This is a genomic window from Rufibacter aurantiacus (assembly GCF_017916345.1).
GTDB classification, from domain to species: Bacteria; Bacteroidota; Bacteroidia; order Cytophagales; family Hymenobacteraceae; genus Nibribacter; species Nibribacter roseolus.
In genome coordinates, this window is the sequence record NZ_JAFMSV010000001.1 from 992,558 (window position 1) to 1,017,396 (window position 24,839).

Here is a 24,839-nt window from a genome sequence, read left to right on the forward strand (position 1 = left end):
TTATTTTTTATCTGAGTGGCCGAGGCTTTTCTCGGGGTTCACCTGATCGCGGACCAGTTGCTTGAGTTCTTTGATCTCGGGAAAGCGTCCAGCGGTTTTCCGGTCGAAGATCACCTGGTCATTGATCCGGATGATGTAAGAGCCGCTGGTTTCGCTGGGTTCCAGGAGCACGCCTTTCACATCGTCGGTGAAGGTGGTGAGCAGTTCCTGGGCCATGTAGGCGGCGCGCAGCATCCAGCCGCATTTGGGGCAATATTCTATGCTGACGGTAGGCTTCATTTATGGGGTATAATTGAAAAAAAGGGAAGAAAACAGCCATGGAGTTACAGAATCAGGTTTTCGTACATCATCCAGCCGCCGTAGGCCACGCACAGCACCGAGGACACCACCACCATACCCATCCGTACGCTTCGGCCTATTTTCATGCGCTGGGTGAAGGGGATGTTCACCAGGCCGGCGGCCACAAACATGCCCAGAATGGAGCCCAGCCCAAACATGACCAGGTACGCCACGCCCAACCACGGATTCTCAATTTTGCCCATAATGGAAATCACCAAGGCTCCGCTTCCGGCCAAGCCGTGGATCAGACCTACAGTGTACGCGTAGCTGTGTTGGTAGCGCGGGGTTCTGGATCGGGAGAAGTTCTGCTTGTTCGTCAGTCGGCTGATGCCCATGATCACGAGCATCAGCCCAACTCCGGCCTCGAAATACCCGAAACCGGCTTCATATTTGGTGGAGTGCAGGAAAATAACCTGGCTCAGGATGATAAGGGAGCCCAGCAGCACAATAGTGGTGGTATGGCCCAGGCCCCAGAACAAGCCGTCTTTCATGGCCAAGAGCCAGCTGTCGCGCTTGGAGACAATGTTACCCACGGCAATGAGGTGGTCTGCCTCAAACGCGTGGCCCATTCCCACCAGGGAGGCAAACATCAGGGGCATCAAGGTCTGCATGGATTCTTAAACTATGTACTTCCTAAATAATTCTGAAAATCAATTTAAGAATCACAGCCAAAGAAACAAAGTGCGGCATTTTCTGCAAAGAAGAACAGTAATATTCAAATTTTCCTTAATGAGAAAATTCTATCTAGATTTCAAAGGTTCTTTCTTCTTTTTTGGAGAATGCATTTCTAACCGAAGCTTTTTCGCGCTTAAAAGGCAAGAAATTTTGCGAAACCAAGAGGGAAATAAATTTTCCAGAGAATAGAGAAAAACATGATAGATGGCTGGAGTTGCCGAAATAAACCGAAGAGTTTAAGCAAAGGGTTTCATACCCGTTTTTCTCAAAATATGCCTGAAACAGAAATACACATTTAAACCCAAGGAAGGAGTTATAGGCCTGCCAATATGTAAAACCTCCAATGCGGTACTTCCTCTATTATCGACTCTTCCCTTTCCGGTAACCCAAGCAAAGACAACATTTACCCATAAGCCGTAGTATCTGATAAGGCACAACTCAAAAACTCAGCTATGGAAGAAACAAGTCAGAAACGTTTACAGAACCAGGTTGCGATAGTTACCGGGGCCAGTTCCGGAATTGGGCAGGGTATTGCCATCAGGTTGGGTCAGCACGGCGCCAGCGTGGTGGTGAACTATCACTCAGACGAGGAAGGTGCCCAGGCCACTAAAGACCAGATTGAGGCCGTGGGTGGAAAAGCGATCCTGGTGAAAGCCGATGTCTCGCAGGAGCAGGAGGTGGAAGCCATGTTCAAAACTGCTAAAGACACCTTCGGGACCATAGATATCCTGGTGAACAATGCCGGTATCCAGAAAGACGCCGCCTTGGTGGACATGACCATGGAAGAGTGGCACAAGGTGATAGGCACCAACTTGACGGGGCCTTTTCTCTGCGCCCGGGCTGCGGCCCGTGAATTCATCGCCCAAGGCATTAGAAAAGAGGTTTCCAAGGCAGCCGGTAAAATCATTTTCGTGAGCTCCGTGCATGACATTATCCCGTGGGCGGGCCACGTGAACTATGCCACCTCTAAAGGGGGCGTGGCCATGATGATGAAAACGCTGGCCCAGGAACTGGCACCGCAACAGATTAGAGTGAACAGTATCTCGCCAGGAGCCATTAAAACCGATATTAACCGTGAGGAATGGGAAAGCAAGGAAGGCGAACAGAAGATGCTCTCGCAGATACCGTATGGCCGCATTGGCGAGCCAGACGATATTGCGCGGGTAGCGGCTTGGCTGGTGTCTGATGAAGCGGATTACATTACTGGTGCCACCTTGTACGTAGACGGCGGCATGACCCTCTATCCCTCCTTCGCTGATTAATTAAATAGTCAGAATTAGTGGTGAAATAAGTTGTGTCCAGGAGACTTCTGCCCGCAGATATCTCCTGGACATAATCTTTTTAGAGAAGGCTTAAACGTATAGCCCAGCCACAGGCAGAAATATCCTTATTTCCTTGGTGAAAGAGCAAGATTTTCAAAAAACCGCCCCTAAATGAGCAAAGCCTTACTGCCGGGGATGATTGCGGTGCACCATCTGCGCCACCGATTCCTCCAGCCATTTTACGGCCTCGTTCTCGGTGAGGAAGGCTTTACGGCACACATCAGAGGAGTTTGAGGTGATCGCTGACAAGGCGGCCCCTTCCTGCAGGCGCTGCATCTGGCGCGGGGCTAAAAGCCAGGCCACCAACACGTGGGAGGAGACCTGTTCCAATACCTTGGGGTAAAACTCAAAACTGAGCCAATCGCTTTCCTTCTGTGACATGTCGCCTTTGGAGCGGCAGTCAAGCAGCCAGGAGCATGCCTCATGCTCTTTGGCCGTGGAGAGAATGGCCAGGCAATTCATTTTGAACTCAGTGAAAGTGACAGGCTGCTGCCAACGGATAATGACCGTTTGCATATCCGCCCGATAGGAGATCTTGATATGTTTGCTGAATCCTATCTTCATGGCGCAAGGGGGACTAAACGCTACTTAGTGGCGCTTGGGTTGAAAATCATACCTAAGTCGTTGTCTGTCTGTTGTTGAATTTAGCGGAAGGGTTTGGTAAATGCAAACTCTGCAACGCATTTTCCTTGGTTTCCGCTAAAAATAGCGTAGAAGTACGAAGAATATTCCAATTATTCATGTCGGCGGCGGGCCTCATGCAGGTTCTTCCGCATGGAAAGGAATAATTCAATACTGCCCTGCAGGAAGGGCTCGTCTAACCAGGTTTTCACTTCCTCATCGCCGCCCGTTACCTCCATCTCACTTACTTTATAGGTTTGCTCAAAGGGGCCTAACTCCAGTTTAAGTAAGTACTTCCCGTTCCAGGCCAATAAGGTAATCTTGATGTCGGGGTGAGGAATATCAGCTACTACACGCATGGGTAAAGAAAAAGAATGAGGGTTTCAGTTCAAAACTACTGTACGCAAAGGTAACCGGCAGGATTTCAAAACTGTTACCCCAAGTTTAAGATTTCTCCTTCCGGGCAGAATCCTTTTCTTCTGGGCAGCCATCTGCCTTCCACACTTCAGAAGCAGAAAAGCGATTACTTGTTTTAGCCCTGATTTCCTCTAAATGGCCTGTAAACTATAACTCAATACCCATCTGGCGCATGAGTTGGCTGGCGTTGAAGCTCTGGCAAATACCGGGCCGCAGGGTATAGTCGAACCGCAGTTGTCCGTCCTCAAAATAGCTGTTGAAACTGAAGTTCTGTACCGAGCCCGGCAGTTCCTGCTCCATATTGCCCAGTTCCAGGTCATGGGTAGACACAAAGCCTGCCGCTTGCCGTTGGTGCAATTGCCTGATCAAGGCCATTGCCCCCTGGTGGCGGTCATGGGAATTGGTGCCTTTCAGGATCTCGTCCAGGAAGAAGTACACCGGTCGGTTGGTGCGCGTGAGGTCCAGCAGGATTTTAAGGCGCTTGAGCTCGGCGTAGAAAGAAGAGGTATTCTCCGCCAGGTTGTCCTCGGTGCGCATGCTGGTGTACACCTGGCCGGGGAAAACCGTCACCTTTCTCGCGCAAACGGCTGCGCCGGTGAAGGCCAGCACCATGTTCACGCCCACCGCCCGCAGAAACGTACTCTTGCCAGACATGTTGGAACCTGTGATCAGCACCGTGTTGCCGGCACCCTTAAAGGAAATGCTGTTGGCCCGGCGGTCCGGACTGAAGATTAGCGGATGACTCAGTTCATCGGCGCAGAACTCAAAAGGCTGGCCACTGATCTGGGGAACGGCGAATCCTGGGTTGGCGTATTGGAATGCAGCCAGGCTGGAAAGCGCCTCAAACTCGGCGGCGGCATCAAGCACCTGCCCTATGTTACCAGACATGGTTTTCTTCCAGCGCTCCAGGCGCCACATCCAGATGAAATCCCACATGAGCATGTGGTTCAAGATAAAGTTAAGGTAAGTATTGAGCCGCGCCGAGAGAAACTGGATAATGGAAGCCAGCTTGCGCACGTGCTCCGAGGCCTGCTGTTCGCCAATCTTGAGTTGCTGCTGCAGAGCTTGGGCCTTTTTGCTTTGAAAACTGCGGCCTTCAATATGCACCAACAGGTCTGTGTAGCTGCGTAGAGTCTCATACATACCGGTGCTCTCCTCATAATACTCATCGCGCTGGCGCTGGAACCGGTAGGCCACCAGAAACTGAACCACTACCAGGGCTATGAACGGATAATGCGAGTGGTCCTGCGCCCAGTAAACGGCGGCGGCGATGGTGAGCAAGGGCAACAGGAACGTCAAGACCACCAGCCAGGGTTTACCGGAGAAAAAATCGGGGCTCTTGAGCCACTGCAGGAAAGGTTGGGGCAATTGCTGGGTTTTGCGGTGGTGGTGCATGGCCCGGGCCTGCAGGTTCTGGCGCCACTCCAGATCAGGCTGAAGCTCGGCCACTGCTTCCTGCCGCGCTTTGATCTCCTCGGCCGGGGCCGGCGCTTTGAGCCACTCGGCCAGGCGTTGCTGCCCCAAACGCGTCACGGCCCTGTTCAGAAGCTGAAAAAGCGAATTTCCCCCGAAAACGTCCAGGTCGGCGGTGTAGAAGTGGTTGGGTTCCTGAAACTCCTCACCCGCTGGGAAATCGGTGAGTTCGCCTCGCAGGCGTTCGTTTTCCTTTCTGTTAATGAGGCCCAGGTAAAGTTGGTGCTTGCGGGCGTATTCAATTTTGTTGTGCCAGTAAATGAGCGCCGCGAAGATGAAGTACCCGCCAATGAGCAGGCCAAGCCCGGCCCCGTTGTGCCCGTAGTAAAATAACACTACGCAGCCCAGCACTGAGCCTACGAAAAAAGACAGCCTGAGCCACCCAACCCATCGGTATTTGGTAGCCTGCCGCTCCTCGGCGGCTAAAAAGTGTTGCTCACGCTGGGTGAACAACGCTTCTGGGGAATTTTGTATCATCAAGAACTACTTCAAATCATCAAAGAACCCGCTACAGGTTCTGTCCTGCGGTTAGGCCCGCGCCTAACTACTCAGGCAAAATAGGAAACTGCTTCCAGTATATATTGTTTCAAGGCCGTTTTTTAGAAACTGGTTTGAAAACAAATATCCTACTTCTAGAAAGATAAAACAGCCGAGTTATTGCCCGCCAAAAAATACTTATTAGCAACAAGGTAGGCTTCTATTTCACACCCATAGTCTTTAACAGCCCAAAGAATTCCTGTTCATTAGAGCCTTGGCGGTTCCTGGCATCCAAAGGCCGCCTCCCTCTCTACTGTCATCCTGAAAGAATCTTGTGGGCGAACTAGAAAAGCAGTGATGTACCGCCTTTACCGTTCGCCCACAAGATTCTTTCAGGATGACAAAGGTGAGTATACGTGTGGACACGAGCCGGAGGCTCGCGCCAGCGTTTGCAGTGGTATCATTTCAGGGCTGTTTTCCGAAAATCGAATTGAAAACAGAAACCCCTAAATAGTAGCGATGCACTTGAGTTCTATGGCAATGGAGGTGGGCAGCGCGTTTACCTCTACCGTGGTGCGGCAGGGCTGGCAGTTCTGGAAATACTGGGCATAGATGCGGTTGTAGGTCTGGAAATCAGCTTTCATGTTGGTGAGGAACACGGTCACATCTACCAGGTTCTCCCAGGCGGAGCCGGCCTCTTCCAGAATGGTGCGCACGTTCTTGAATACCGAGTGGCACTGGGCCTCTATGTCATAGCTGGTGATGTTGCCGGCCTCGTCCAGGGTCACACCCGGGATCTGTTTCACGCCTTTCTCGCGGGGTCCCACTCCTGAGAGGAACAACAGGTTGCCTACCTTCCGCGCGTGCGGGTACAGGCCTACCGGTTCGGGGGCTTGGGAGGCGTTTACTATTGCAGGTATTGTCTTGTCCATGGTCTTTCTGTTTTGAGGCCTGTTTTCCTAAAATAAGCTAAAAACAGGGCAAAAAAGAAGCGGACCTTGGTAGGTCCGCTCTCCCCATGATAAAATGCTGGTGCTTTTAGTTGAAGGCAATGCTGCCGTATCTGCTGGTGACGCTCACCGTGCCTTTGGGCGAGGCCGACTTCCCGTATTTGCCTTTGTAGGTGCTGGAGGTGTTGCGCACTTCCTTGAGGCTGAAGTTAGCCAGATCCTGATCTACCTTGAAGTTGCCGTATTGGGTGTCTACCTCAAAGTTGAAGGCCGAGTTATCGGCGAAGCCCAGGGCCATGCCGGTGTAGCCACCCGTCAGTTCCAGTTTCCGGAAGTTAGATGACACGTTGTTGATCTCGAAGCCCGAGCAGTACTTCACGTTGAGGCTGGCTGATTCACGCAAGCTCCCTATTTTGATGCCAGAATAACTGCCGGTACCGGTGATCTGCCCGGCGCTACCAATGTGGAAGCGGGAATCATAGCGGCTGGCCATGGTGAGCATGTCTACCTTGTCAATGGTGATGCTGCTGTAAGCGGTGACGGTGTTGATGTCATCGGCGCCCATCAAGCGCATGTGAGAGTACTTGAACAGCAGGTCGCCGCCTTTCACGTAGCCCAGCATGCACTCGCCGCCGCTGTAGGCCACCGTGATCCGGTTCTTAGGGTTGTTGAGGCTGCCGGTGGTGAGCTTGCCGTACTGCACCTCAAGGTCGGTGGGGCCGTCAAAGTCGGGCATCTGCACAAGGCCGTATTTATTGGCGATACGCAGTGGGTTGGCTCTGGGCATTTTCACCAGGTAATTGATCTCAAAGGCTTTCTCGCTGCTGGTCCTGATCTGCATGGGCTCCCGCTCCGTCACAAAAGACACCAGGTTGTTGCCAAGATCCTCGTTCACCCTGATGTTGATCTTGTTCAGGATCTCCTGGGCTTTTTCCTCGGTCATGGCACGGGCCACTACAGTCACTTCCACGGCAATCTCGTTTCTGTTCCAGGTCTGCACATCTACTCGGCCAAACTGGTTTTCAATGTTGAGCTTGTCTGAGCGGTCTACCTTAAAGGAGCGTTCCACTTTCTTGATCTTGGTGTGGGCATAGGCTCCCTGCAAGTCTGGGGTGGGCTGTTCTGGCCCAGGCTGCTCGGTTGGGATCTGCGGCGTGTCTATCAGCACCTGGTTCAGGTGGATAGAAGGCAGCGACAGGTGCTCAAGCTCTAATTTCACCTCACAGGGAGAAACCTGGGCCAGGGTGGCCAATACCTCGGGAGCCTGCAGAGCGGCTAGGGCCTGCTGCACCTGCGGGGCCACCTCCACCCTTGTCTCCTCTTTCAAAACTTCTTTGCAGGACGCAGACACACGCGAGGTCTGCCCCTGGGCGGTCCCAAGCGCAAGGCAAAAGCAGAAAAGAGGTAACAGTTTAGATATTGGTTGTTTCATGACGCGCTTGAGTTTTAACGTTACTTCTGCTTTCAAGTACTTCCAGTTGTTGGTTCAGCAGCGCGATCCTCATTTTTAGGTTATCGCTCATGGCCTGCAGAAGCACTTCTTTGTTGGGCGTGGTGTAGAGTTCTTTCTTGAGCTCATTGTACGCTGAGTCCAGCTCTGCGAACCGTACCTGGCCGGCCCCCATGGCCTTCAGCTCAGATTTCTTCTTCTCAATCACCCGCACATACTTGGTTTCTATCTGGCGCAGCTCAGGGGCTATTTTCTCCAGCGGAACCGGTTGCGTGGTGGCAATGGCTTCTGAAGGCTGCGAGGCGTTCAGGTAATAGCGGGCCGAGAAGGCGACCATCACCAGCAGGGCAATGGCGGCGGCATAGCGCCAGGCGGTGTGCCAGTTGATGGAAATTATTTTGGCCTCTTGTTCTCTCTCAATGGGAATGACTGGTTTCTGCTCCTCGGTCTGCAATTCTGCGGCAATGTCCTGCCACAGATCCGGTCGGGGCGCAAAAGAGTCAAACTCTTCTCGGTGGGCCTGTACAAAATCTTTTAATCTATCTTTCATGGCTGTTGCTCTTTGTACTCTTACTCTCTAACTAATGGCACTCTTATTTAAAGTCTGCCCGTTTAGGGGCTGTTTTTATTATTTCAGCTGTAAAACTTCTGCTCCTCAATAAGGCTCAGCAGTTTCTTGCGGGCCCGGCTGTACTGAGATTTAGACGTCGCCTCGCTGATGCTCAGAATATCGGCAATCTCGCCATGGTCATATCCTTCCAGGAGGTACAGGGTGAGCACCACGCGGTAGCCGTCCGGCAGTGACTGGATGGCCTTTTTGATGGTTTCCACTTTGTACTCCAGGTCTTCCTGGTCCACCTCAGGGCCTTCATCGGCGAAGTCCTGATGGTCTTCCATGGGCACCACCTGCAGGCGCCGGCTGCGCACCTTGGTGATGGACTTGTTAATGACAATGCGCTTTAACCAACTACCGAAGGTGGAGTCTCCCTTGAATGTATGCAGTTCCCTGAACGCGCTCAGAAACGATTCCTGCAAGACATCCTCGGCCTCGGTATAGTCATTGGTAATGCGCATGCTCACGTTGAACATGGACTTACTGTAGAGTTTGTACAGTTCATACTGCGCTTTGCGGTCGCCCTCTTTACAGCGGGCCACCACGTGCGCGTTAACGTCGGTGTATTCCAGCGTCTCCAAATTGTTACCTTTTAATGCTCATCATGACGGTAATTTCAGTAACAGCAACCCGGAACAACACCAACACTTTTCGCTGAGCCTATCGGCTCTCTCCTGTTCCAAACTTCTACTCTAAAGACTTTGCAAAAGCCTTAGGGTTGCACCATGCTCCAAAAAAATCCTATGTATTAAATAACCTTTAAATTTTCATTTTATTTCTCATTTTTGCCCAAAATTCACAACCTATCGCCTTTTTCATGAAACTTTCTTTATCCCTTATTCTGATTTTCCTCCTGGGAATCAGTTTCTCCCCTGTGCTGGCCCAGACCCAGAGCGCTCCTGCGGGGGCTAATGATGCCAAAGAAATGCGCCTGACCATGAGCGACGGCACCCAGTTGTATGTGAAAGTATCGGGCAAAGGACGGCCCTGCCTGTTCATCCACGGCGGGCCCGGTGCCTGGAGCCATTCTTTTGAGGTGCTGGGCATCAACACCCTGGAAGATTCCCTACAGATGGTGTATGTAGACCAACGCGGCAGCGGCCGGTCCGGGAAAGCGCCCACGGGAAATTACAGCCTGCAGCGCACGGTCCAGGACTTTGACGAGGTGCGCCAGCAACTGGGCTTTAAGCAATGGACGGTTCTGGCGCATTCCTTCGGCGGGATTCTGGCCACCGAGTACGCCTACTATCATCCCAAAACCATTTCCCGCATGGTTTTGCTGAACGCCACCTTAAACCTGAACTACTCGGCGCAGGTGCAGATAGACAAAGGCCTGGAGATTCTGAAACCCGAGAACCCCGCTCCTTTCCTGGACCAGAGCAAACCCGTGATTGACCGTTTTATGATGATGATCCAGGCTTTGAACGAAAAGGACAAATACCACCAGCTCATGTACACCACGTCTGAGGGCCTGCGCAAAATGAACGAGGAAGACGCCAAACGCCCGCCTAACTACAGCTTCGGGCAGGCTTGGATGAACTACCCCGAGTACTTCCAAGATTTCACCGAGGTGACCCGCCACCTGAAGATGCCCGTGCTGGCGATCTCGGGGAAGCAGGATTTCTCCATCGGGCCGGAGCACTACAAAAGCTTCAAATTCCCGAACCAGACCTCGGCCTCTATGCCGGGCGGTCACGTGATCTATCTGGAGCAGAACGCCCAGTTCCAGAAGACCATCAAGGAATTCCTGAAGAAAACGAGCAAGAAGAGCTAGGCCCTGGGGCTTCTGGCTTTGTAGGACCAGGTAATCCGGAAACGGGCTACTTCCTCGCCCTGTTCATCCCTTCCAATGCTCAGAGCCTGCACGCTTTGCCCCGGCCCCGTAGTCTGGGCGGTACGCACGGCAGCGGCAATGGCTTCCCCGTCCTGGCAGGTAAAGGTGATGGTGCCCACGGCCTTTTTGCTGAAATCGGCCTCTAAACCCACCACCAGCATAGACACTGAAGGCTGGGCGTGGTGCAGGTACATCATGCTCAACACCCCCGAGGCCATCTCGGCGGCCATGCTCAGGCAGGCGAAATAGATAGACCGGAACGGATTTTTGGTCAGGTACTTGTACCCGATGGTCACCTGCGCTTCCCCTTCCGTGAGACGCTTGATTCTGATACCCGCCAGATACGCCATGGGCAGGTTCCTGAGCAGAAACAGCTTCAGCTTTACAGGATTGGTGATCAATGCACGGAAGGCTGCGGTGGAAGCGGTTGTCATAAGCCAGAAGTTGGTACCTCAGAAAAGATAGATATTCTGCCCGAGGATTGAAAACCCTGCCACCGCTGCCTTCCTGTTTTAGGGCTGTTTTCATGAAATCGGCCCTAAAACAGAAAAGCCCGAACCATTCTAACAAGGTTCGGGCTTTTCTGTTTCAGGGCCAAGACTTGGTTCTTGGGTAAGTCTGGGCTAAAGGTTTCGTTTTAGGGCTGTTTTTACCAAAACGGCCCGAAAACAGCAGTCTGTTTAAGCAGCAGATAACTAGATTCCCTTCACCTTCATTTTCAACCCGTACACCGATCCCATGGCCGTGATAAACAACGTGGACCGGTCTTTGCCGCCGAACACCACATTGGCGGTCCAGTTCTCCTGGATGGGGATATGCGCAATCTGCCGGCCTTCTTTGTCAAACACGGTGACGCCTTTGCCGGTGAGGTACACGTTTCCCTGGTTGTCAATGGTCATGCCATCTGAGCCCATTTCCACGAACAACTTTCTGCCGGAGAGCGAGCCGTCTTTGTTGATAGTGTAGACGTAGGTTTTGCCGGCTTCAATGTCTGCCACGTAGAGTTTTTTGCCATCGGGGGTGCCTACAATGCCGTTGGGTTTCACCAGAGTCTCGTCTACGGGATAGAACTTCTTCCGGTCAGGGCTCAGGTAATAGAGGTATTCCCCGGCCTGCTGCTTTTCGGGGGTCCTGGTCCAGTAATCCCGTTTGTACAAGGGATCGGTGAGGTACATAGCACCCGAAGGGGCAATCCAGAGGTCATTGGGGCCGTTGAGGAGCTTGCCTTTGTACTCCTTCACCAGTACGGTAGGCTTCCCGGCCTTATCAAAAGACCAGAGCTGGTTGTCCATATCGGCAGCCGCGATGAGGTTGCCTTTCTGGTCAAAATACAGCCCGTTGGCCCGCCCGGCCTGATCGGTGAACAGGCTGATCTTCCCGGTACTCGCTGACCATTTGTAGATCTTGTTATTGGGCTGATCTGTGAAGTACACGTTGCCCTCTTGGTCTGCCGCTGGCCCTTCGGTGAAGGAGTAGCCATCGCCCAGTTTCTCCACTTTGGCGCCTTTGGCAACAATACCGTTTTTGTCTGTGATCTGGGCAGACAGCAGTTTGGGGATAAGAAAAAGAAGGGCAGCGCTCGCCACCAGAATCAGGACTTTGGGTTTGGTCATTACAATTACAGTTTACTTTTCAGTTTGTAGCCGTACCACAGCCCGGCCACGGACACCGGGATAAGGCACAATACGGCCACCCAGGCAAAAGGCTTCATGATGTAGTTCAGGAGCCAGCCATTTTCCACCGGACCCGCAGCCGCCTGCAAAAGCAACGCGGCGAGGCAGCAGATCAACGTGGAGAACAGCACCACCTTCAGGCTGGAGAAGACTCCCACCCAGGCGTACTTCTTTTTCCGAAGCATGATTTTCACGCCGGCCTTTCTGCCCACCAAAAAAGCGAACAGCAGGCTGGAGAAGACAAAGATGGTCACGTTGGCTGCTCCCAGGTACGTGACGAGGTCCCAAAACATCTGGGCGGAGCTGGTCACGGCCAGCATAAAGGTGAAGAAGAGCACGGCAATGGCCACCTCGGTGACCAGCGTTGCCCTGATTGCGTAGGCAATCCCTTGTCTTCGCGCTCTTTTAAGGGTGGTATCCATGAGGATTTTTGTTTCTTGCTAAGAATCAAACAGGTTAACTAATGAACAGTTTCACTTTCCCTCTTGAGAGGAAATCACCCTAAATACCTTGCCCTTCTCCATCAAAATGGTTGTGCTATAGCGTTGTAATGCGGTATAGTGTTGCAAAGTTATTTATATGGGTTCGGGGTACTTTTCATAGACAGAAGCACATTCGTACTCTTTGCCATTCCAATCAACTATAATTGGTTTACACCGAATATCTACAACATCTTCTCTACTTCCTAAAAGGTCTATACTAATCTTAAAAGATTTTACCGCCTCAAAATGGATTTCTTCTTTATACAAGATTTCTAAAAACCTCACTTTAAGTTGACTCAAGGAGGTTTTTACGCCTGAGTGCTCTATGGAAGGATAAATGGTATTGTTTAAAACATCCAACTCTAAATGAGTAAACCCCATTTTCAAGGCTAATCTATATAAAACAGTACTAGTGTATTTTCCACCTATAAGGCTTAATGTACTCAAATAAGAAGCTGCTGTATTGTGACCAACTGATTTAAGCTTTTTTAACTTCATAACTTTGCTTCAAGCCTCTGCTTCGTACTTTATTTGCCTTCTTAGAAGTCGAATTTGATGCCTTGGGCCAGCGGCAACTCCCGCCCGAAGTTGATGGTGTTGGTTTGTCTTCTCATGTAGAAGCGCCACGCATCCGAGCCCGACTCGCGCCCGCCCCCGGTGTCTTTCTCGCCCCCAAATGCCCCGCCAATCTCGGCCCCTGACGTCCCGATGTTCACGTTGGCGATGCCGCAGTCAGAACCCCAGTGGCTCAGGAAGGCCTCGGTCTCCAGCAGGTTGGAAGAGAAGATGGACGAAGAGAGTCCCTGGCGCACGCCGTTCTGAATGTCAATGGCATTGTTCACATCCCCGCTGTACTTGATGAGGTACAAAATGGGCGCGAAGGTTTCTTCCTGCACGGTGTGGTAATAGTGCTCGGCTTCCACAATGGCCGGGGTCACGTAGGTACCGGTGGCGTATTCCTCGCCTTCCAGCACCTGGCCGCCAATCAGCAGATTCCCGCCTTCCCCCTGCACTCTTTCCAGCGCGGCCAGGAAAGCCGTGGTGGCGTCCTTGTCAATAAGCGGCCCCACCAGAATACCGTCTTTCAGCGGATCCCCGATGGGCAGGTTAGGATATACTTTCAGGAGGCGTTCTTTCACCTCGTCATAGATGCTGTCATGGATGATGAGGCGCCGGGTAGACGTGCAGCGCTGGCCGCAGGTTCCTACCGCCCCAAACACCACCGCCCGGATAGCCATTTCCAGATCCGCGTTGGGCGTGATGATGATGGCGTTGTTTCCGCCTAATTCCAGCAAAGAACGCCCTAAACGCCGACCCACAGCCTCGCCTACTTTCTTACCCATGCGGGTAGAACCAGTAGCCGAGATCAAAGGCAAACGCTCATCATGCGCCATTTTGCTGCCCACCATGGCATCGCCGATGATGATGTTGAACACCCCCTCGGGCACCTGGTTCTGCTCCAGCACCTCCCGGATGATATGCTGACAAGCCACGGCTGTGAGCGGGGTTTTCTCCGATGGCTTCCAGACCACCACATCGCCGCAGATGGTTGCCAGCATGGCGTTCCAGCTCCAAACCGCCACCGGGAAGTTGAACGCCGAGATCACACCCACCACGCCCAGCGGGTGGTATTGCTCATACATGCGGTGCGTAGGGCGCTCTGAGTGCATGGTGTAGCCGTGCAGCTGCCTGGACAAGCCCACCGCGAAATCGCAGATGTCAATCATCTCCTGCACCTCACCCAGACCTTCCTGCAGGATTTTGCCCATCTCGTAGCTCACCAGTTTGCCCAGAGCTTCTTTGTGCTCGCGCAGTTTCTGGCCTATCTGGCGCACCACCTCGCCGCGCTTGGGCGAGGGCCAGGTACGCCACGCCAGAAACGCCTGCTGCGCCGTAGACACCACCTGCTCATAGTCCGCCTCAGAGGCCATGTTCACCGCGGCAATGGGCTTGCCGTTGGTGGGCGAATGGATGGTGCGGGTCTCTGCGTTGTTCTCCCCGCCCCACTTCAGCCCGGTGCTGTAGGCGGGGTTGGTGTCCTGAATGCCCAATTGGGCTAGAATATCAGTGATATCGGTCTGGAGCGTGGTCTCGGTCTGCATATAGGTTCTGGTTAACTTCTGGTTCATTTGGGGAATAAGGCACTAGTATAGCCCTTTCTACCAACATAAAAAACAAAAAAGCTCCTGCCGCAGGGCAGGAGCTTTGCAAGAGCCGTTTAGGGCTTATATTTCTCAAAACAGGTCAAAATTAGCGACCCAGGGCGTAATAAGCACGACGACCATCTGGGTAAACCCCTTCAATGAGGAGTCCGCCGCGGCGGGTGCCTTTCAGCACTTTGTCTACGTCCTGAGGCGCGTTGGTGGGCGCTTTGTCAATGCTGGTGATAATGAAACCATCTTTCATACCAGTCTCGGCAAAGGCGCTTTCCTCCACTCCGGTGATTTTCACGCCACCCGGGATGTCCAGTTTGTTCAGTTCCTGCTTGCTGGCCGCCTCAAACTTGGCGCCGTCAATGGTCATGGCCTTTTTGGAGTTAGGGTCACGCTTCACGATCTCGGTGCTGCCGCTGGCGTTGCGCAGGGTTACATTGGCGGTTTTATTGTTGCCACCGCGCAGGTAAGTCACCTTGATCTTGTCACCAGGACGGTAACGGGTTACCTGCTCCTGTAACTGGGCTCCGGTGTTCACCTTCACGCCGTTGATCTCGGTGATTACGTCACCTTGCTCAATGCCGGCAGATTTGGCGGCGCTGCTCTCAGAGAAACCAGCTACGTACACCCCGTTCAGGGTTTTCAGGCTTTTCTCTTTGGCCAGATCGGCATCCACTTCCTGCATCTGCACGCCTAACAAAGCACGCTGCACTTCACCGTATTTCAGGAGGTCATCCACCACTTTGCTCACGATAGAAGAAGGCACCGCGAAGGAATAACCCGCGAAAGAACCAGTCTGGGAAGCGATGGCAGTGTTGATCCCGATGAGATCACCGTTCAGGTTCACCAGGGCCCCACCGCTGTTACCAGGGTTCACGGCAGCATCGGTCTGGATGAAAGACTCCACGCTCATGTTCCCGGCACCTTGCAGAATACCTACGTTACGACCCTTGGCGCTCACGATACCAGCGGTCACGGTAGAGTTCAGGTTGAACGGGTTACCTACGGCCAGCACCCACTCGCCCACTTTCACATTGTCAGAGTTGCCGTAGCGCAGGGCAGGCAAATTGTCAGCGTTGATTTTCAGCAGCGCGATGTCTGTGTTAGGGTCAGTACCCACCAGAGTGGCCTCATACGTGCGTTTATCGTCCAGAATCACCTGTATTTTATCGGCACGGTCAATCACGTGGTTATTGGTCACCACGTATCCGTTAGAGGCGATGATCACCCCAGAGCCGGAGCCCATGGCCGGACCTTGCTGCTGGCGCTGATATCCTTCAAAATCATCACCGAAGAAATCACGAAAGAACGGATGGATTTCACCTGCACTTGGCCCACGGCGCGCCTGAACTTTATATTCTGTAGTCACGTGCACCACCGCCGGAGTCACCAACTCAGCCGAGGTCACGAAATTGAGGCCTTCCGGCACCACCACATCTGAGGTGCGCATGGCACTGGTATACCTCACGTTGGTATTGGGCAACTGCTGCCCGCTCACGGGAGCATCATCGTCCAACAGTTTGTAACTTCCAACGGCTACGCCTCCACCTACCATAGCAGAGAGCATCAGCCCCAACATTAGCTGTTTAGTTTTCATATTGATTGGTCAGCTATATAGGTTAATAAATTGAAAAGTATCTCTTTTCTTAATGTAATGGACTGTCTTGTTTCTTCTGTACGTGGGTAACGCTAAAATAGCAAAACTAGTATTATATCATACTCAAAGACTACGCCAAAAAGGCGCCCAAAAGCGCCTTTTTAACATATTCTTAACGTTTGGTTACTTTACAGAAATCTGGTGCTTCACCACTTTCTCTTCCACTTTAGGTACGGAAATGTGCAGCACTCCGTTCTCAAATTGGGCATCAATTGCCGCAGCATCAATGTGCTCTGGCAGTTGGAAAGAGCGTCTGAACTTACCGTACAGGTTCTCTACGCGGTGATATTTCTGATCCTGGTTTTCTTTCTTGAAAGTACGCTCGCCACTTACGCGCAACACGCCTTCCTCAAACTCCACGTTGATGTTTTCTTTGGTCACCCCTGGCAGGGCCAGTTCCACCTCATAGGTCTTCTCAGTTTCCCAAAGATCAACGGCCGGCGTGAAACCCTGTACCCGACGGTTGTTCACAGTGTCCTGAAAAAAACTGTCCAAAAGGCTGCTGAAAGTCTGTTGCGCTCTGCCTTGCAATACCGGATGTTGTTTTACAGTTGTCATTGTCTTTATCTCTTAGGTTTAAATTTCTTGTTGGATATCTACCTATTAGTAAATTTTGTACCAACTGTATAATCAGAGCACATACAGACATTAAGTCTTGATTTATAGAATTAACTAGAATTAGTTAAGACATTTTGTCTTATAAGTATTATTCAGAGTGGAAATTTGGTCATCACGCATGGTTGATTTCTAAAAAGCATTGCTCTATGCCGCAGTGGGAGCATTAGAAAGCCCTAGTTGCTACCGGTGGTTTCTGGCTTATTTTCTGAAAAGCGGCCTGAAACTCACCACTCCCTGCCTCTCCGAGGATAGAATTTTGCTATGCGTCAGAAGTTATTTGAGCCGCAGTTTTGGATGTTGGTGATAACACCAACATCGGTGGACGAGGTTGTCTAGAGAACAATGAGGAATGTAGGGACACCTCTTTTGGGTGCCCTTGCAGGTAGCGTCTGTCCTTTGCGGAGAAGACCCGTTGGAGACAAGGCATGCCTTGTCTCTACATGATCAGAAAACCCGAGCAAACACCCTAAAGCCAGCAGTTTCCTGCGGCAGGCCGGGGCGAAGGCCTACAGTGAGGCCGAGACACGGCCTGCCGCACGGATGAACTGTTCAAGCAGTAATGGCCTGCGTGGACTATGGAACAGATAGCCTTTGCCAGGTGGTACCTTGATTGAAGCCTCACTGTCCGAGCGTCAGCGAGTTTGAGGCTTCTTGATTCTTTTGGTTACTTTTCTCATCAAGGAGAAAAGTGACAAACCTCCAAACGGAGGAACAAGCGCTGGAATTAGAGCAAGAAGGTAGTTGGGGGTAAAGACCCAAATACAGGTTTGAGGCTGACGCCTCACTGCAGTTGCAAACTGCAGACCATTATAGGTCCAAGTTGAAAACTTGAACCAGTGAAGAAGGGTTAAAGCAGGAAACAATTACATTCCTTTTCAACCTGCCCTATTCAAAAAGATATCTGCATATGACAAGGGCAGTTTATAAGATTAGCTTAAACACCAAAACCGCGAAAAAACCATATCCTTCTGCTTAGAGCCTCTTTTCTCAAAAAAGGGCTCCAAACAGAAGGCTTTCTATATCTAGAAAAAAAGGTTTCTACAAAGAAAATCAGCTTACAACTGAGCGGTTATTGCGTGAAGTTCGCTGATGGCCAGCCAAGCCATAAGACCACTCCCTACTTCCAGGGCGGCTTCGTCAATGTTGAAGGTGGGCGTGTGCACCCCTGAGGTGATGCCGCGTTCCTCGTTGCGGGTACCCAGGCGGTAGAAGCAGGCATCGGTTTGCTGTGAGTAGTAAGCGAAATCCTCAGCGGCCATCCACATGTCCAGGTCTACTACGTTGTCTGGGCCCAGATAGGTTTCGGCGGCGGTGCGGGCGCGGGCCACCAGTGCCGGATCATTCTTGAGGAAAGGGTAGCCGTCCATGATGTTGATGTCGCAGGAACCGCCCATGCTTTCGCACAGCCCTTCGGCCAGCTTCTTGATTTTCTGTTTGGCCTCGGCGCGCCAGGTTTCGTCCATGGTACGGAAGGTGCCTTCTATGTGCACCTCGCCCGGAATCACGTTGGTGGCGCCGTTGGCAATGACTTTCCCAAAAGACAACACCGATGGTACCTTGGGATTGGCCCGCCGGCTGACGATCTGCTGCAAGGCTACCAGCAAGTGCGCCGAGATCAGGACAGGGTCCACCAGTTGCTCGGGCAAGCCGCCGTGGCCGCCTTTGCCTTTCACGGTGATGTAGATCTCATCGGCGGAAGCCATGTACATGCCGGACCGGAAACCAACTTTGCCGGCCGGCAGAAACGGAAACACATGCTGGCCCATGATGCTCTGCGGGCTTGGGTTCTGCAGCACGCCTTCCTTGATCATCAAAGACGCACCGCCCGGGAATTTCTCTTCGCCGGGCTGGAAAATAAGCTTTACGGTGCCTTCAAACTCATGGCGCAGTTCCTGTAGAATGCGGGCCGTGGTCAGCAGCGAGGAGGTGTGTACGTCATGGCCGCAGGCATGCATCACGCCCTCGTTTCGGCTTTTATACTCCACCTCGTTCGTTTCCAGAATGGGCAGGGCATCCAGATCAGCGCGGAGTGCAGTGGTGGCTTTCTCGGGGTTACGGCCTTTGACCAGCGCCACTACCCCTGTTTCGGTGACACGCTCCGGCTCCAGCCCGTACTCCTGCAGTTTCCTGAACACATAGGCCGAGGTTTCATATTCCTGGAAGGACAGCTCGGGGTTCTGGTGCAGGTGATGGCGGGTAGATACCGTGTCTGACGCGTATTTCCGGGCGAGGTCCTGTATATGGTGGGTTAGTTCTTGCATAGTAGAAAGGCAAACGAATACGGCAAAGGTACGGCTATAAACCGAAAATGCCGTTTAGAGCATGTTTACAGAAATCAGCCTCTAAACGGTACGTTATCCGTTCTCCAATACTTGCAGAGATGTAGGATTCTGAAGCGGAGAATGGTTCACTACTTATTTAGCTCCTATGCTCCAGGCGGCTCAATCCCAAGAAATGCTATGTGTGCTGGGTATTACGTTGAGGGATGTTGTTTCTGACAAAAGACTGCCGCTGGCTAAGAAGCCGATTTTTGCCGCAGGAATCCAAAGGTGGCTTCCATTCTCCGGGCCCTGGCCAGGCCTGTCAAGGTAAGGTAAACCAGAGGCGGGTTGTTCAATGGACTGATGGCTACAAAACCTTCCTGCACAAGGTCATTGCAAAGAGACAATGTTTGCTCTATAGACAGGTGATTGTCCTGGGCTATCTCTGCGGAAGATACGGGATGGTCTTCAGGCTCCAGATACCCGCGTACTCTGCCAAAAAGATTAAGTAAGATCAGGTCCTGTTTATCCATTACACAATGCTCTTACCTAAAACTACGAAGCGCTTTTCTATTCTTGAACCGCCTCTTTGCTAATTAAGTAGTCTCCACTTCATTTTCAGTAATTCTCCTCCCCCCCCCCCGTCAAATCCTAGTGCTGCCATCCGTATTTTTCCAGACTGATTTTACCTGCCCTACAAAGACAATCACCAGCGTTACACCAAACCAGAGCCGAGCTATTCTACAGGCAAAATGTTTCTTAGAAGCAGCAGCGGCACCTTTCATTCCTGTAAATCCATAACAGCCCACACTTCTCAGAAGACTAAATAGGAATGGATGATTCAGCAGAATAACACAAAAAATCCGCCGTTCAGCGCCTGTTTTCTGAAAAACAAGCCCTGAACGGCGGATGGTAAAACCAGACGGTTTAACGTCTTATTTAGGGATGTTGATGGTTTCCTGCACCAGCAGGGCGTTTGGCAACAGATCCTGAATTTTGTTCAAGGCAGCCTGGGCCTCTACCCGGGTAAAGAAATCACCGATCTTGAGCACATAGGTGGGCTGCTTATAGGTGAGGTAATCTTTCTCCTCGGGCAGTCTTCTCACAATGTTGTTGCGCAGGTCCATGGCGGCTTTCCGCTCAATGCCGGTGTAGGCCAGAATACGGTAACCCGCGGCGTATTTGATGTTACGGTTTACCTGCGCCACGCTGTCCATAAGCAGCGTCACCTGCGGACCTACGTGGTTTGTGGGAGCGGGCGGGGCCATGGGTTCCGAGCCACCTTCAGGGGCTGCCGGAAAAGTGGGCCGGTACTTCTTGGTGTCTACCAGGGTAGCCGTGCCTTCTCCCTTTTTCCCGTCAGAACGGCCGCTACCTGTAGAGGCAGAACCGTTACCGTTGTTCGTGGAAGAGGAAGTACTACCGGTGGCAGCACAGCTCATCATAAGGGCCAGGCAAAGGAAGGTAAAAAGTCTATAGGTCATGTCTCTCCAAATCATAGCAATGAAACGCCGGAGGATGTTCCAATCCGGTCTGCTCCCGCTTTCACCAACGCAAGGGCGGCTTCCTTTGTTTTGATCCCGCCCGAGGCTTTGATCTTTATGTGTTCAGGCAGATTGGCGCGCATGAGCAGCACGTCTTCAATCTGAGCACCGGAAGCGGCGTAACCCGTAGACGTTTTCACGTAATCGGCCTCGGCCTCCACGCATATCTGACACACCTGCACAATCTCCTCCGGAGACAAGAGCGCCGTCTCTATGATCACCTTCAGGATAGAATTCTTGAAGTGGCACAGCGTGCTGAGCTCCTGCAACTCTGACATGACTTCCTCATGTTTCCCCGATTTGAAAGCCGCGATGTTCATCACCACGTCAATCTCAGTGGCTCCCTCAGACAGGGCCTGGTGCGCCTCAAAGAACTTCACCTTGGCCAATTGGTACCCAAAAGGGAAACCCACCACGGTGGCTACTTTTACGCCCGTGTCCTGCAGGGCAGCCACGGCCTGGCGCACAAAGCAAGGTGGCACGCACACTGCCGCGAAGCGGTACTGGACCGCTTCCTGACAGAGTTGTGCCACCATATCTTTAGTTGTATCAGGCTTTAGCACCGTATGGTCTATATACGGTGCCAAGCTCTGTTCCGGGGAAATCAGTGATTTAGTCTTCAAGGAGTACGCAACGGTTGTTGAGCAAATCGTTTTCTACGTTTTTGAACTTAACGTCTTTCATAACCCGTCCGTCTGAGTACATCACGTTGACGCGGTCATTTCGGCCAGCGTGCTTCTCTACCCTGATTGGCGCATGCTTTGGAGCGGCGGCCTGCGGCATGGAAGGCATACCCTGGGTAGGCTCTTCTAAGGTAGAATGCACCTCCTCTTTCTGCTCCTGCAATCTTGGTGCTTTCGGGGCTTTAGGCTGGCGGGCTTCCTGCACGGGAACCGGCGCCTCCTGCTGTACCGGAAGATCGGCTTTGAACAGGAAGGAAACGGTTTCTTCGTTCACCTTACTGATCATGCGCTTGAACAGCTCAAATGACTCAAACTTGTAGATCAACAACGGGTCTTTCTGCTCGTACACCGCGTTCTGCACACTTTGCTTCAGGTCGTCCATCTCGCGCAGGTGCTGGGTCCAGGCCTGGTCAATGGTGGCCAGGGTGATTACTTTCTCCACGGTCTTGATGAGCTCGCGGCCGTGGGTGTTCACCACTTTCTCAAGGTTGGCAATGGCAGTGATCTGCTTGCGCCCATCAGAGAAAGGCACAGCAATGTTCTCAATCAAAGGACCACGGTTCTCATAGATATCAGCCATGATAGGCGCCGACTGGTCCATGATCTGGTGGTTCTTGGCCAGGTAGAAATCAAGGGCTTCATTGTACAGGCGATCCATCAACACATCTACAGACTGGCCAGCCAACTCAGACGCGGTAATAGCGGAGTTGAAACCAAACACCCGGATGATGTGCAGCAGGAAGTCCTCGTGGTTACCGGTAGCTTTGTAGGTTTGTACAATGTCCTCGGCGGTATCATAGATCATGTTCCAGATATCCAGTTCCAGACGCTCGCCATACAGGGCGTTGCGGCGGCGCTTGTACACCACCTCGCGCTGGGCGTTCATCACATCATCGTACTCTAACAGGCGCTTCCGGGTACCGAAGTTATTTTCCTCTACTTTCTTCTGTGCTCTTTCAATGGAGTTGGTGATCATGGAGTGCTGAATCACTTCGCCTTCCTCCAGACCCATACGGTCCATCAGGCGGGCTATGCGGTCAGAACCGAACAGACGCATCAAGCTGTCTTCCAGTGACACGAAGAACTGGGAAGATCCCGGGTCACCCTGGCGGCCTGAACGACCACGCAACTGACGGTCAACGCGACGAGACTCGTGACGCTCCGTACCTATGATGGCCAATCCGCCCGCGGCTTTAGATTCCGGGGTAAGTTTAATGTCCGTACCACGTCCCGCCATGTTCGTAGCGATGGTCACGGTGCTTGGCTTACCGGCTTCGGCCACAATCTCGGCCTCGCGCTGGTGCTGCTTCGCGTTCAATACCTGGTGAGGCACGCCGCGCAGCTTGAGCATGCGGCTTACCAGCTCAGAGATCTCCACCGAGGTAGTACCCACCAGTACCGGGCGTCCGGCCTGGGTCAGAGACTGAATCTCTTCTACCACAGCGTTGTATTTCTCACGCATGGTCTTGTAAACCTTGTCGTGCTCGTCTTTGCGCTGGGCTACGCGGTTCGTAGGAATCACCACCACGTCAAGCTTGTAGATCTCCCAGAACTCACCGGCTTCGGTCTCAGCGGTACCGGTCATACCGGCCAGCTTGTGGTACATCCGGAAATAGTTCTGCAGCGTAACCGTAGCGTAAGTCTGCGTGGCGTCTTCTACGCGCACGTTCTCTTTCGCCTCAATGGCCTGGTGCAAGCCGTCTGAATAACGACGACCTTCCATTACCCGGCCGGTCTGCTCATCCACTATCTTCACCTTGTGGTCATCGGTCACGATGTACTCGGTGTCCTTCTCAAACAGGGTGTAGGCCTTGAGCAACTGGTTGATGGTGTGCACGCGCTGCGACTTCTCCTGGTACTCCTGGATCAGGCGCTCTTTCTCGTGCAGTTTCTCATCGGCAGACAGTTCTTTGTGGCTCTCGATGTTGGCCAACTCAGTCCCGATGTCTGGCAGAATGAACAGGTGCGGGTCTTCGCCCTGACCGGTGATCAGGTCAATGCCTTTCTCGGTGAGCTCAATCTGGTTGTGTTTCTCGTCAATGGTGAAGAACAAAGGCTTGTCGGCCTCTGGCATCTGACGGGCATGGTCTTGCAGGTAATATGCTTCGGTCTTCAGCAAGATCTGGCGCACGCCGGTTTCGCTCAGGAATTTGATCAACGGCTTGTTTTTAGGCAGACCTCTGAAAGCGCGGAACAAGGCCAGACCACCCTCTTTGTCATTTCCTTCTTTGATGAGGCGCTTGGCTTCTACCAGGTAGTTGCTCACCAATTTACGCTGGGCTTCTACCAGGGCGGCTACGCGGGGCTTCAGCACATAGAACTCGTGCTCATCACCACGCGGTACCGGACCAGAAATAATCAACGGCGTACGGGCATCGTCAATCAACACGGAGTCCACCTCATCCACCATGGCATAGTGGTGCTTGCGCTGTACCAGTTCACCGGGCTCGCGGGACATGTTGTCGCGCAGGTAGTCAAACCCGAACTCGTTGTTGGTACCGTAGGTGATGTCCGCCAGATAGGCGTTGCGGCGGGCATCAGTATTTGGTTGGTGTTTGTCAATACAGTCAATGGTGATGCCGTGGAATTCAAACAACGGCGCCATCCACTCAGAGTCACGCTTAGCCAGGTAGTCGTTCACGGTTACTACGTGCACGCCGCGTTTAGCCAGGGCGTTCAGGAAGGCTGGCAAGGTAGCCACCAAGGTTTTACCTTCACCCGTCGCCATCTCGGCAATTTTACCCTGGTGCAAGACAATCCCCCCAATGAGCTGCACGTCATAGTGGAGCATGTCCCAGGTTACCTCGTTGCCGGCGGCAATCCATTTATTTAACCAAACGGCCTGATCACCGTTGATCTGCACGTTGGGTTTGCGCGAGGCAAAGTTGCGGTCAAGGTCGGTAGCGGTAACCGTCAGCTGACCGTTTTCTTTGAACCGGCGGGCGGTCTCTTTTACAATGGCAAAGGCCTGCGGCAGCACTTCCATGAGCACCACTTCCAGGTCTTTATTGCGGTCTTTTTCCAGAGAGTCAATCTCAGTGAAGATCTCTTCTTTCTGGGCAATGTCAAGCTCCGGCTCGTTCTCTATGCGTTGGTAAAGAACCGTTACTTTATCATCAATGGGCTTAAGACGCTCTGCGATCACAGCCTGTACCTCCAGGGTGCGGGCGCGCAGTTGGTCATCAGAAAGGGAATTGAGCTTGGCGAACTCCTGGTTGATGAGCGCTACGTACGGCAATACCCCCTTGATATCCCGCTCCGATTTGGTACCGAAAATCTTAGCGACCGTCTTCCCAACAAAATCAAACATATATAACTAATTAAGATGTACTTGAATCAATTTCAAAAATACGCGGTTTTTCCGACAATTTTCTATCTAGCTAAAACAATACCACTTACACAATAGTGCCCTTGGTATGACGGTATGTCATAGAAAGTGAAAATTGGATGGAAATTGCCCTGGGTCAGAAAAAAGCACCGGTATTTCAAGACTCCTTTTGCAAAAACAGCCCTAAACCAAGGTTCGTCTAAAATTAACCTGATTTCTGCCCTTTGTCAACCCACCGGGCAAGCGCTTTCCTCTCCTGCCGATTGAAC

At 52.3% G+C, this 24,839-nt stretch carries 23 protein-coding genes; 2 read left to right on the top strand and 21 right to left on the bottom strand.

The features are described 5' to 3' along the window. Entirely contained in the window at positions 1-279 is a 279-nt protein-coding gene (locus J3P34_RS04010) for an Rdx family protein (protein WP_210486516.1), read from the bottom strand. Between the two features lie 44 nt (positions 280-323). Then, positions 324-950 carry an urease accessory protein gene (locus J3P34_RS04015; protein ID WP_210486517.1) on the bottom strand — a complete coding sequence of 209 codons (627 nt, stop codon included), beginning with the start codon at positions 948-950 and terminating at the stop codon, positions 324-326. Between the two features lie 516 nt (positions 951-1,466). Between J3P34_RS04015 and J3P34_RS04020 the strand changes: the two genes are divergently transcribed. Then, on the top strand, positions 1,467-2,276 hold the full coding sequence (locus tag J3P34_RS04020; protein ID WP_210486518.1) for an SDR family oxidoreductase: 810 nt from the start codon (positions 1,467-1,469) through the stop codon (positions 2,274-2,276). Positions 2,277-2,459: 183 nt separating this feature from the next. Here J3P34_RS04020 and J3P34_RS04025 read toward each other — a convergent pair whose 3' ends face one another. The 7 genes from J3P34_RS04025 to J3P34_RS04055 form a co-directional block, all read right to left on the bottom strand. Further along, entirely contained in the window at positions 2,460-2,900 is a 441-nt protein-coding gene (locus J3P34_RS04025; protein ID WP_210486519.1) for a hypothetical protein, read from the bottom strand. Between the two features lie 170 nt (positions 2,901-3,070). Beyond that, positions 3,071-3,316 carry a hypothetical protein gene (locus tag J3P34_RS04030; protein ID WP_210466515.1) on the bottom strand — a complete coding sequence of 82 codons (246 nt, stop codon included), beginning with the start codon at positions 3,314-3,316 and terminating at the stop codon, positions 3,071-3,073. A 205-nt stretch (positions 3,317-3,521) separates the two neighbouring features. Continuing rightward, a complete protein-coding gene (locus tag J3P34_RS04035; protein ID WP_210486520.1) occupies positions 3,522-5,324 on the bottom strand; it encodes a MutS-related protein in 1,803 nt (600 codons plus the stop codon). A gap of 506 nt (positions 5,325-5,830) precedes the next feature. Continuing rightward, positions 5,831-6,256, bottom strand: a complete 426-nt coding sequence (locus J3P34_RS04040; RefSeq protein ID WP_210486521.1) for a RidA family protein — start codon at positions 6,254-6,256, stop codon at positions 5,831-5,833. A gap of 106 nt (positions 6,257-6,362) precedes the next feature. Beyond that, complete coding sequence (locus J3P34_RS04045) at positions 6,363-7,706, bottom strand: hypothetical protein (RefSeq protein WP_210486522.1); 1,344 nt, start codon at positions 7,704-7,706, stop codon at positions 6,363-6,365. Continuing rightward, positions 7,687-8,274, bottom strand: a complete 588-nt coding sequence (locus tag J3P34_RS04050; RefSeq protein ID WP_210486523.1) for an anti-sigma factor — start codon at positions 8,272-8,274, stop codon at positions 7,687-7,689. The genes J3P34_RS04045 and J3P34_RS04050 overlap by 20 nt, the downstream gene beginning before the upstream one ends. Before the next feature lie 83 nt (positions 8,275-8,357). Next, entirely contained in the window at positions 8,358-8,918 is a 561-nt protein-coding gene (locus J3P34_RS04055) for an RNA polymerase sigma factor (protein WP_210486524.1), read from the bottom strand. Between the two features lie 236 nt (positions 8,919-9,154). On the opposite strand from J3P34_RS04055, the gene J3P34_RS04060 reads away from it, so the two are divergent. Continuing rightward, entirely contained in the window at positions 9,155-10,111 is a 957-nt protein-coding gene (locus J3P34_RS04060) for an alpha/beta fold hydrolase (protein ID WP_210486525.1), read from the top strand. Here the strand turns inward: J3P34_RS04060 and J3P34_RS04065 are convergent. The 12 genes from J3P34_RS04065 to secA form a co-directional block, all read right to left on the bottom strand. Beyond that, positions 10,108-10,605, bottom strand: a complete 498-nt coding sequence (locus J3P34_RS04065) for a DUF4442 domain-containing protein (protein WP_210486526.1) — start codon at positions 10,603-10,605, stop codon at positions 10,108-10,110. The genes J3P34_RS04060 and J3P34_RS04065 overlap by 4 nt on opposite strands. Before the next feature lie 261 nt (positions 10,606-10,866). Further along, positions 10,867-11,784 carry an SMP-30/gluconolactonase/LRE family protein gene (locus J3P34_RS04070; RefSeq protein ID WP_210486527.1) on the bottom strand — a complete coding sequence of 306 codons (918 nt, stop codon included), beginning with the start codon at positions 11,782-11,784 and terminating at the stop codon, positions 10,867-10,869. A gap of 5 nt (positions 11,785-11,789) precedes the next feature. Next, positions 11,790-12,266: a hypothetical protein gene (locus J3P34_RS04075; protein WP_210486528.1), complete on the bottom strand. Its 477-nt coding sequence runs from the start codon at positions 12,264-12,266 to the stop codon at positions 11,790-11,792. A gap of 153 nt (positions 12,267-12,419) precedes the next feature. Beyond that, entirely contained in the window at positions 12,420-12,824 is a 405-nt protein-coding gene (locus J3P34_RS04080; RefSeq protein WP_210466525.1) for a hypothetical protein, read from the bottom strand. Between the two features lie 41 nt (positions 12,825-12,865). Continuing rightward, entirely contained in the window at positions 12,866-14,428 is a 1,563-nt protein-coding gene (gene amaB, locus J3P34_RS04085; RefSeq protein WP_210486902.1) for an L-piperidine-6-carboxylate dehydrogenase, read from the bottom strand. Between the two features lie 148 nt (positions 14,429-14,576). Then, positions 14,577-16,076, bottom strand: coding sequence for a Do family serine endopeptidase (locus J3P34_RS04090; protein WP_210486529.1), 1,500 nt, complete (start codon positions 16,074-16,076; stop codon positions 14,577-14,579). 183 nt (positions 16,077-16,259) lie between these two features. After that, a complete protein-coding gene (locus J3P34_RS04095) occupies positions 16,260-16,694 on the bottom strand; it encodes an Hsp20/alpha crystallin family protein (protein WP_210486530.1) in 435 nt (144 codons plus the stop codon). Between the two features lie 1,115 nt (positions 16,695-17,809). After that, complete coding sequence (locus J3P34_RS04100) at positions 17,810-19,015, bottom strand: M20 metallopeptidase family protein (RefSeq protein WP_210486531.1); 1,206 nt, start codon at positions 19,013-19,015, stop codon at positions 17,810-17,812. A gap of 254 nt (positions 19,016-19,269) precedes the next feature. Beyond that, on the bottom strand, positions 19,270-19,548 hold the full coding sequence (locus tag J3P34_RS04105) for a hypothetical protein (RefSeq protein ID WP_210486532.1): 279 nt from the start codon (positions 19,546-19,548) through the stop codon (positions 19,270-19,272). A 402-nt stretch (positions 19,549-19,950) separates the two neighbouring features. Next, on the bottom strand, positions 19,951-20,499 hold the full coding sequence (locus J3P34_RS04110; RefSeq protein ID WP_210486533.1) for a sporulation protein: 549 nt from the start codon (positions 20,497-20,499) through the stop codon (positions 19,951-19,953). Positions 20,500-20,510: 11 nt separating this feature from the next. Continuing rightward, positions 20,511-21,182 carry a deoxyribose-phosphate aldolase gene (gene deoC, locus J3P34_RS04115; RefSeq protein WP_345890333.1) on the bottom strand — a complete coding sequence of 224 codons (672 nt, stop codon included), beginning with the start codon at positions 21,180-21,182 and terminating at the stop codon, positions 20,511-20,513. Next, entirely contained in the window at positions 21,172-24,552 is a 3,381-nt protein-coding gene (gene secA / locus J3P34_RS04120; RefSeq protein WP_210486534.1) for a preprotein translocase subunit SecA, read from the bottom strand. Before secA ends, deoC begins: the two co-directional genes overlap by 11 nt. Positions 24,553-24,839 lie beyond the last annotated feature (287 nt).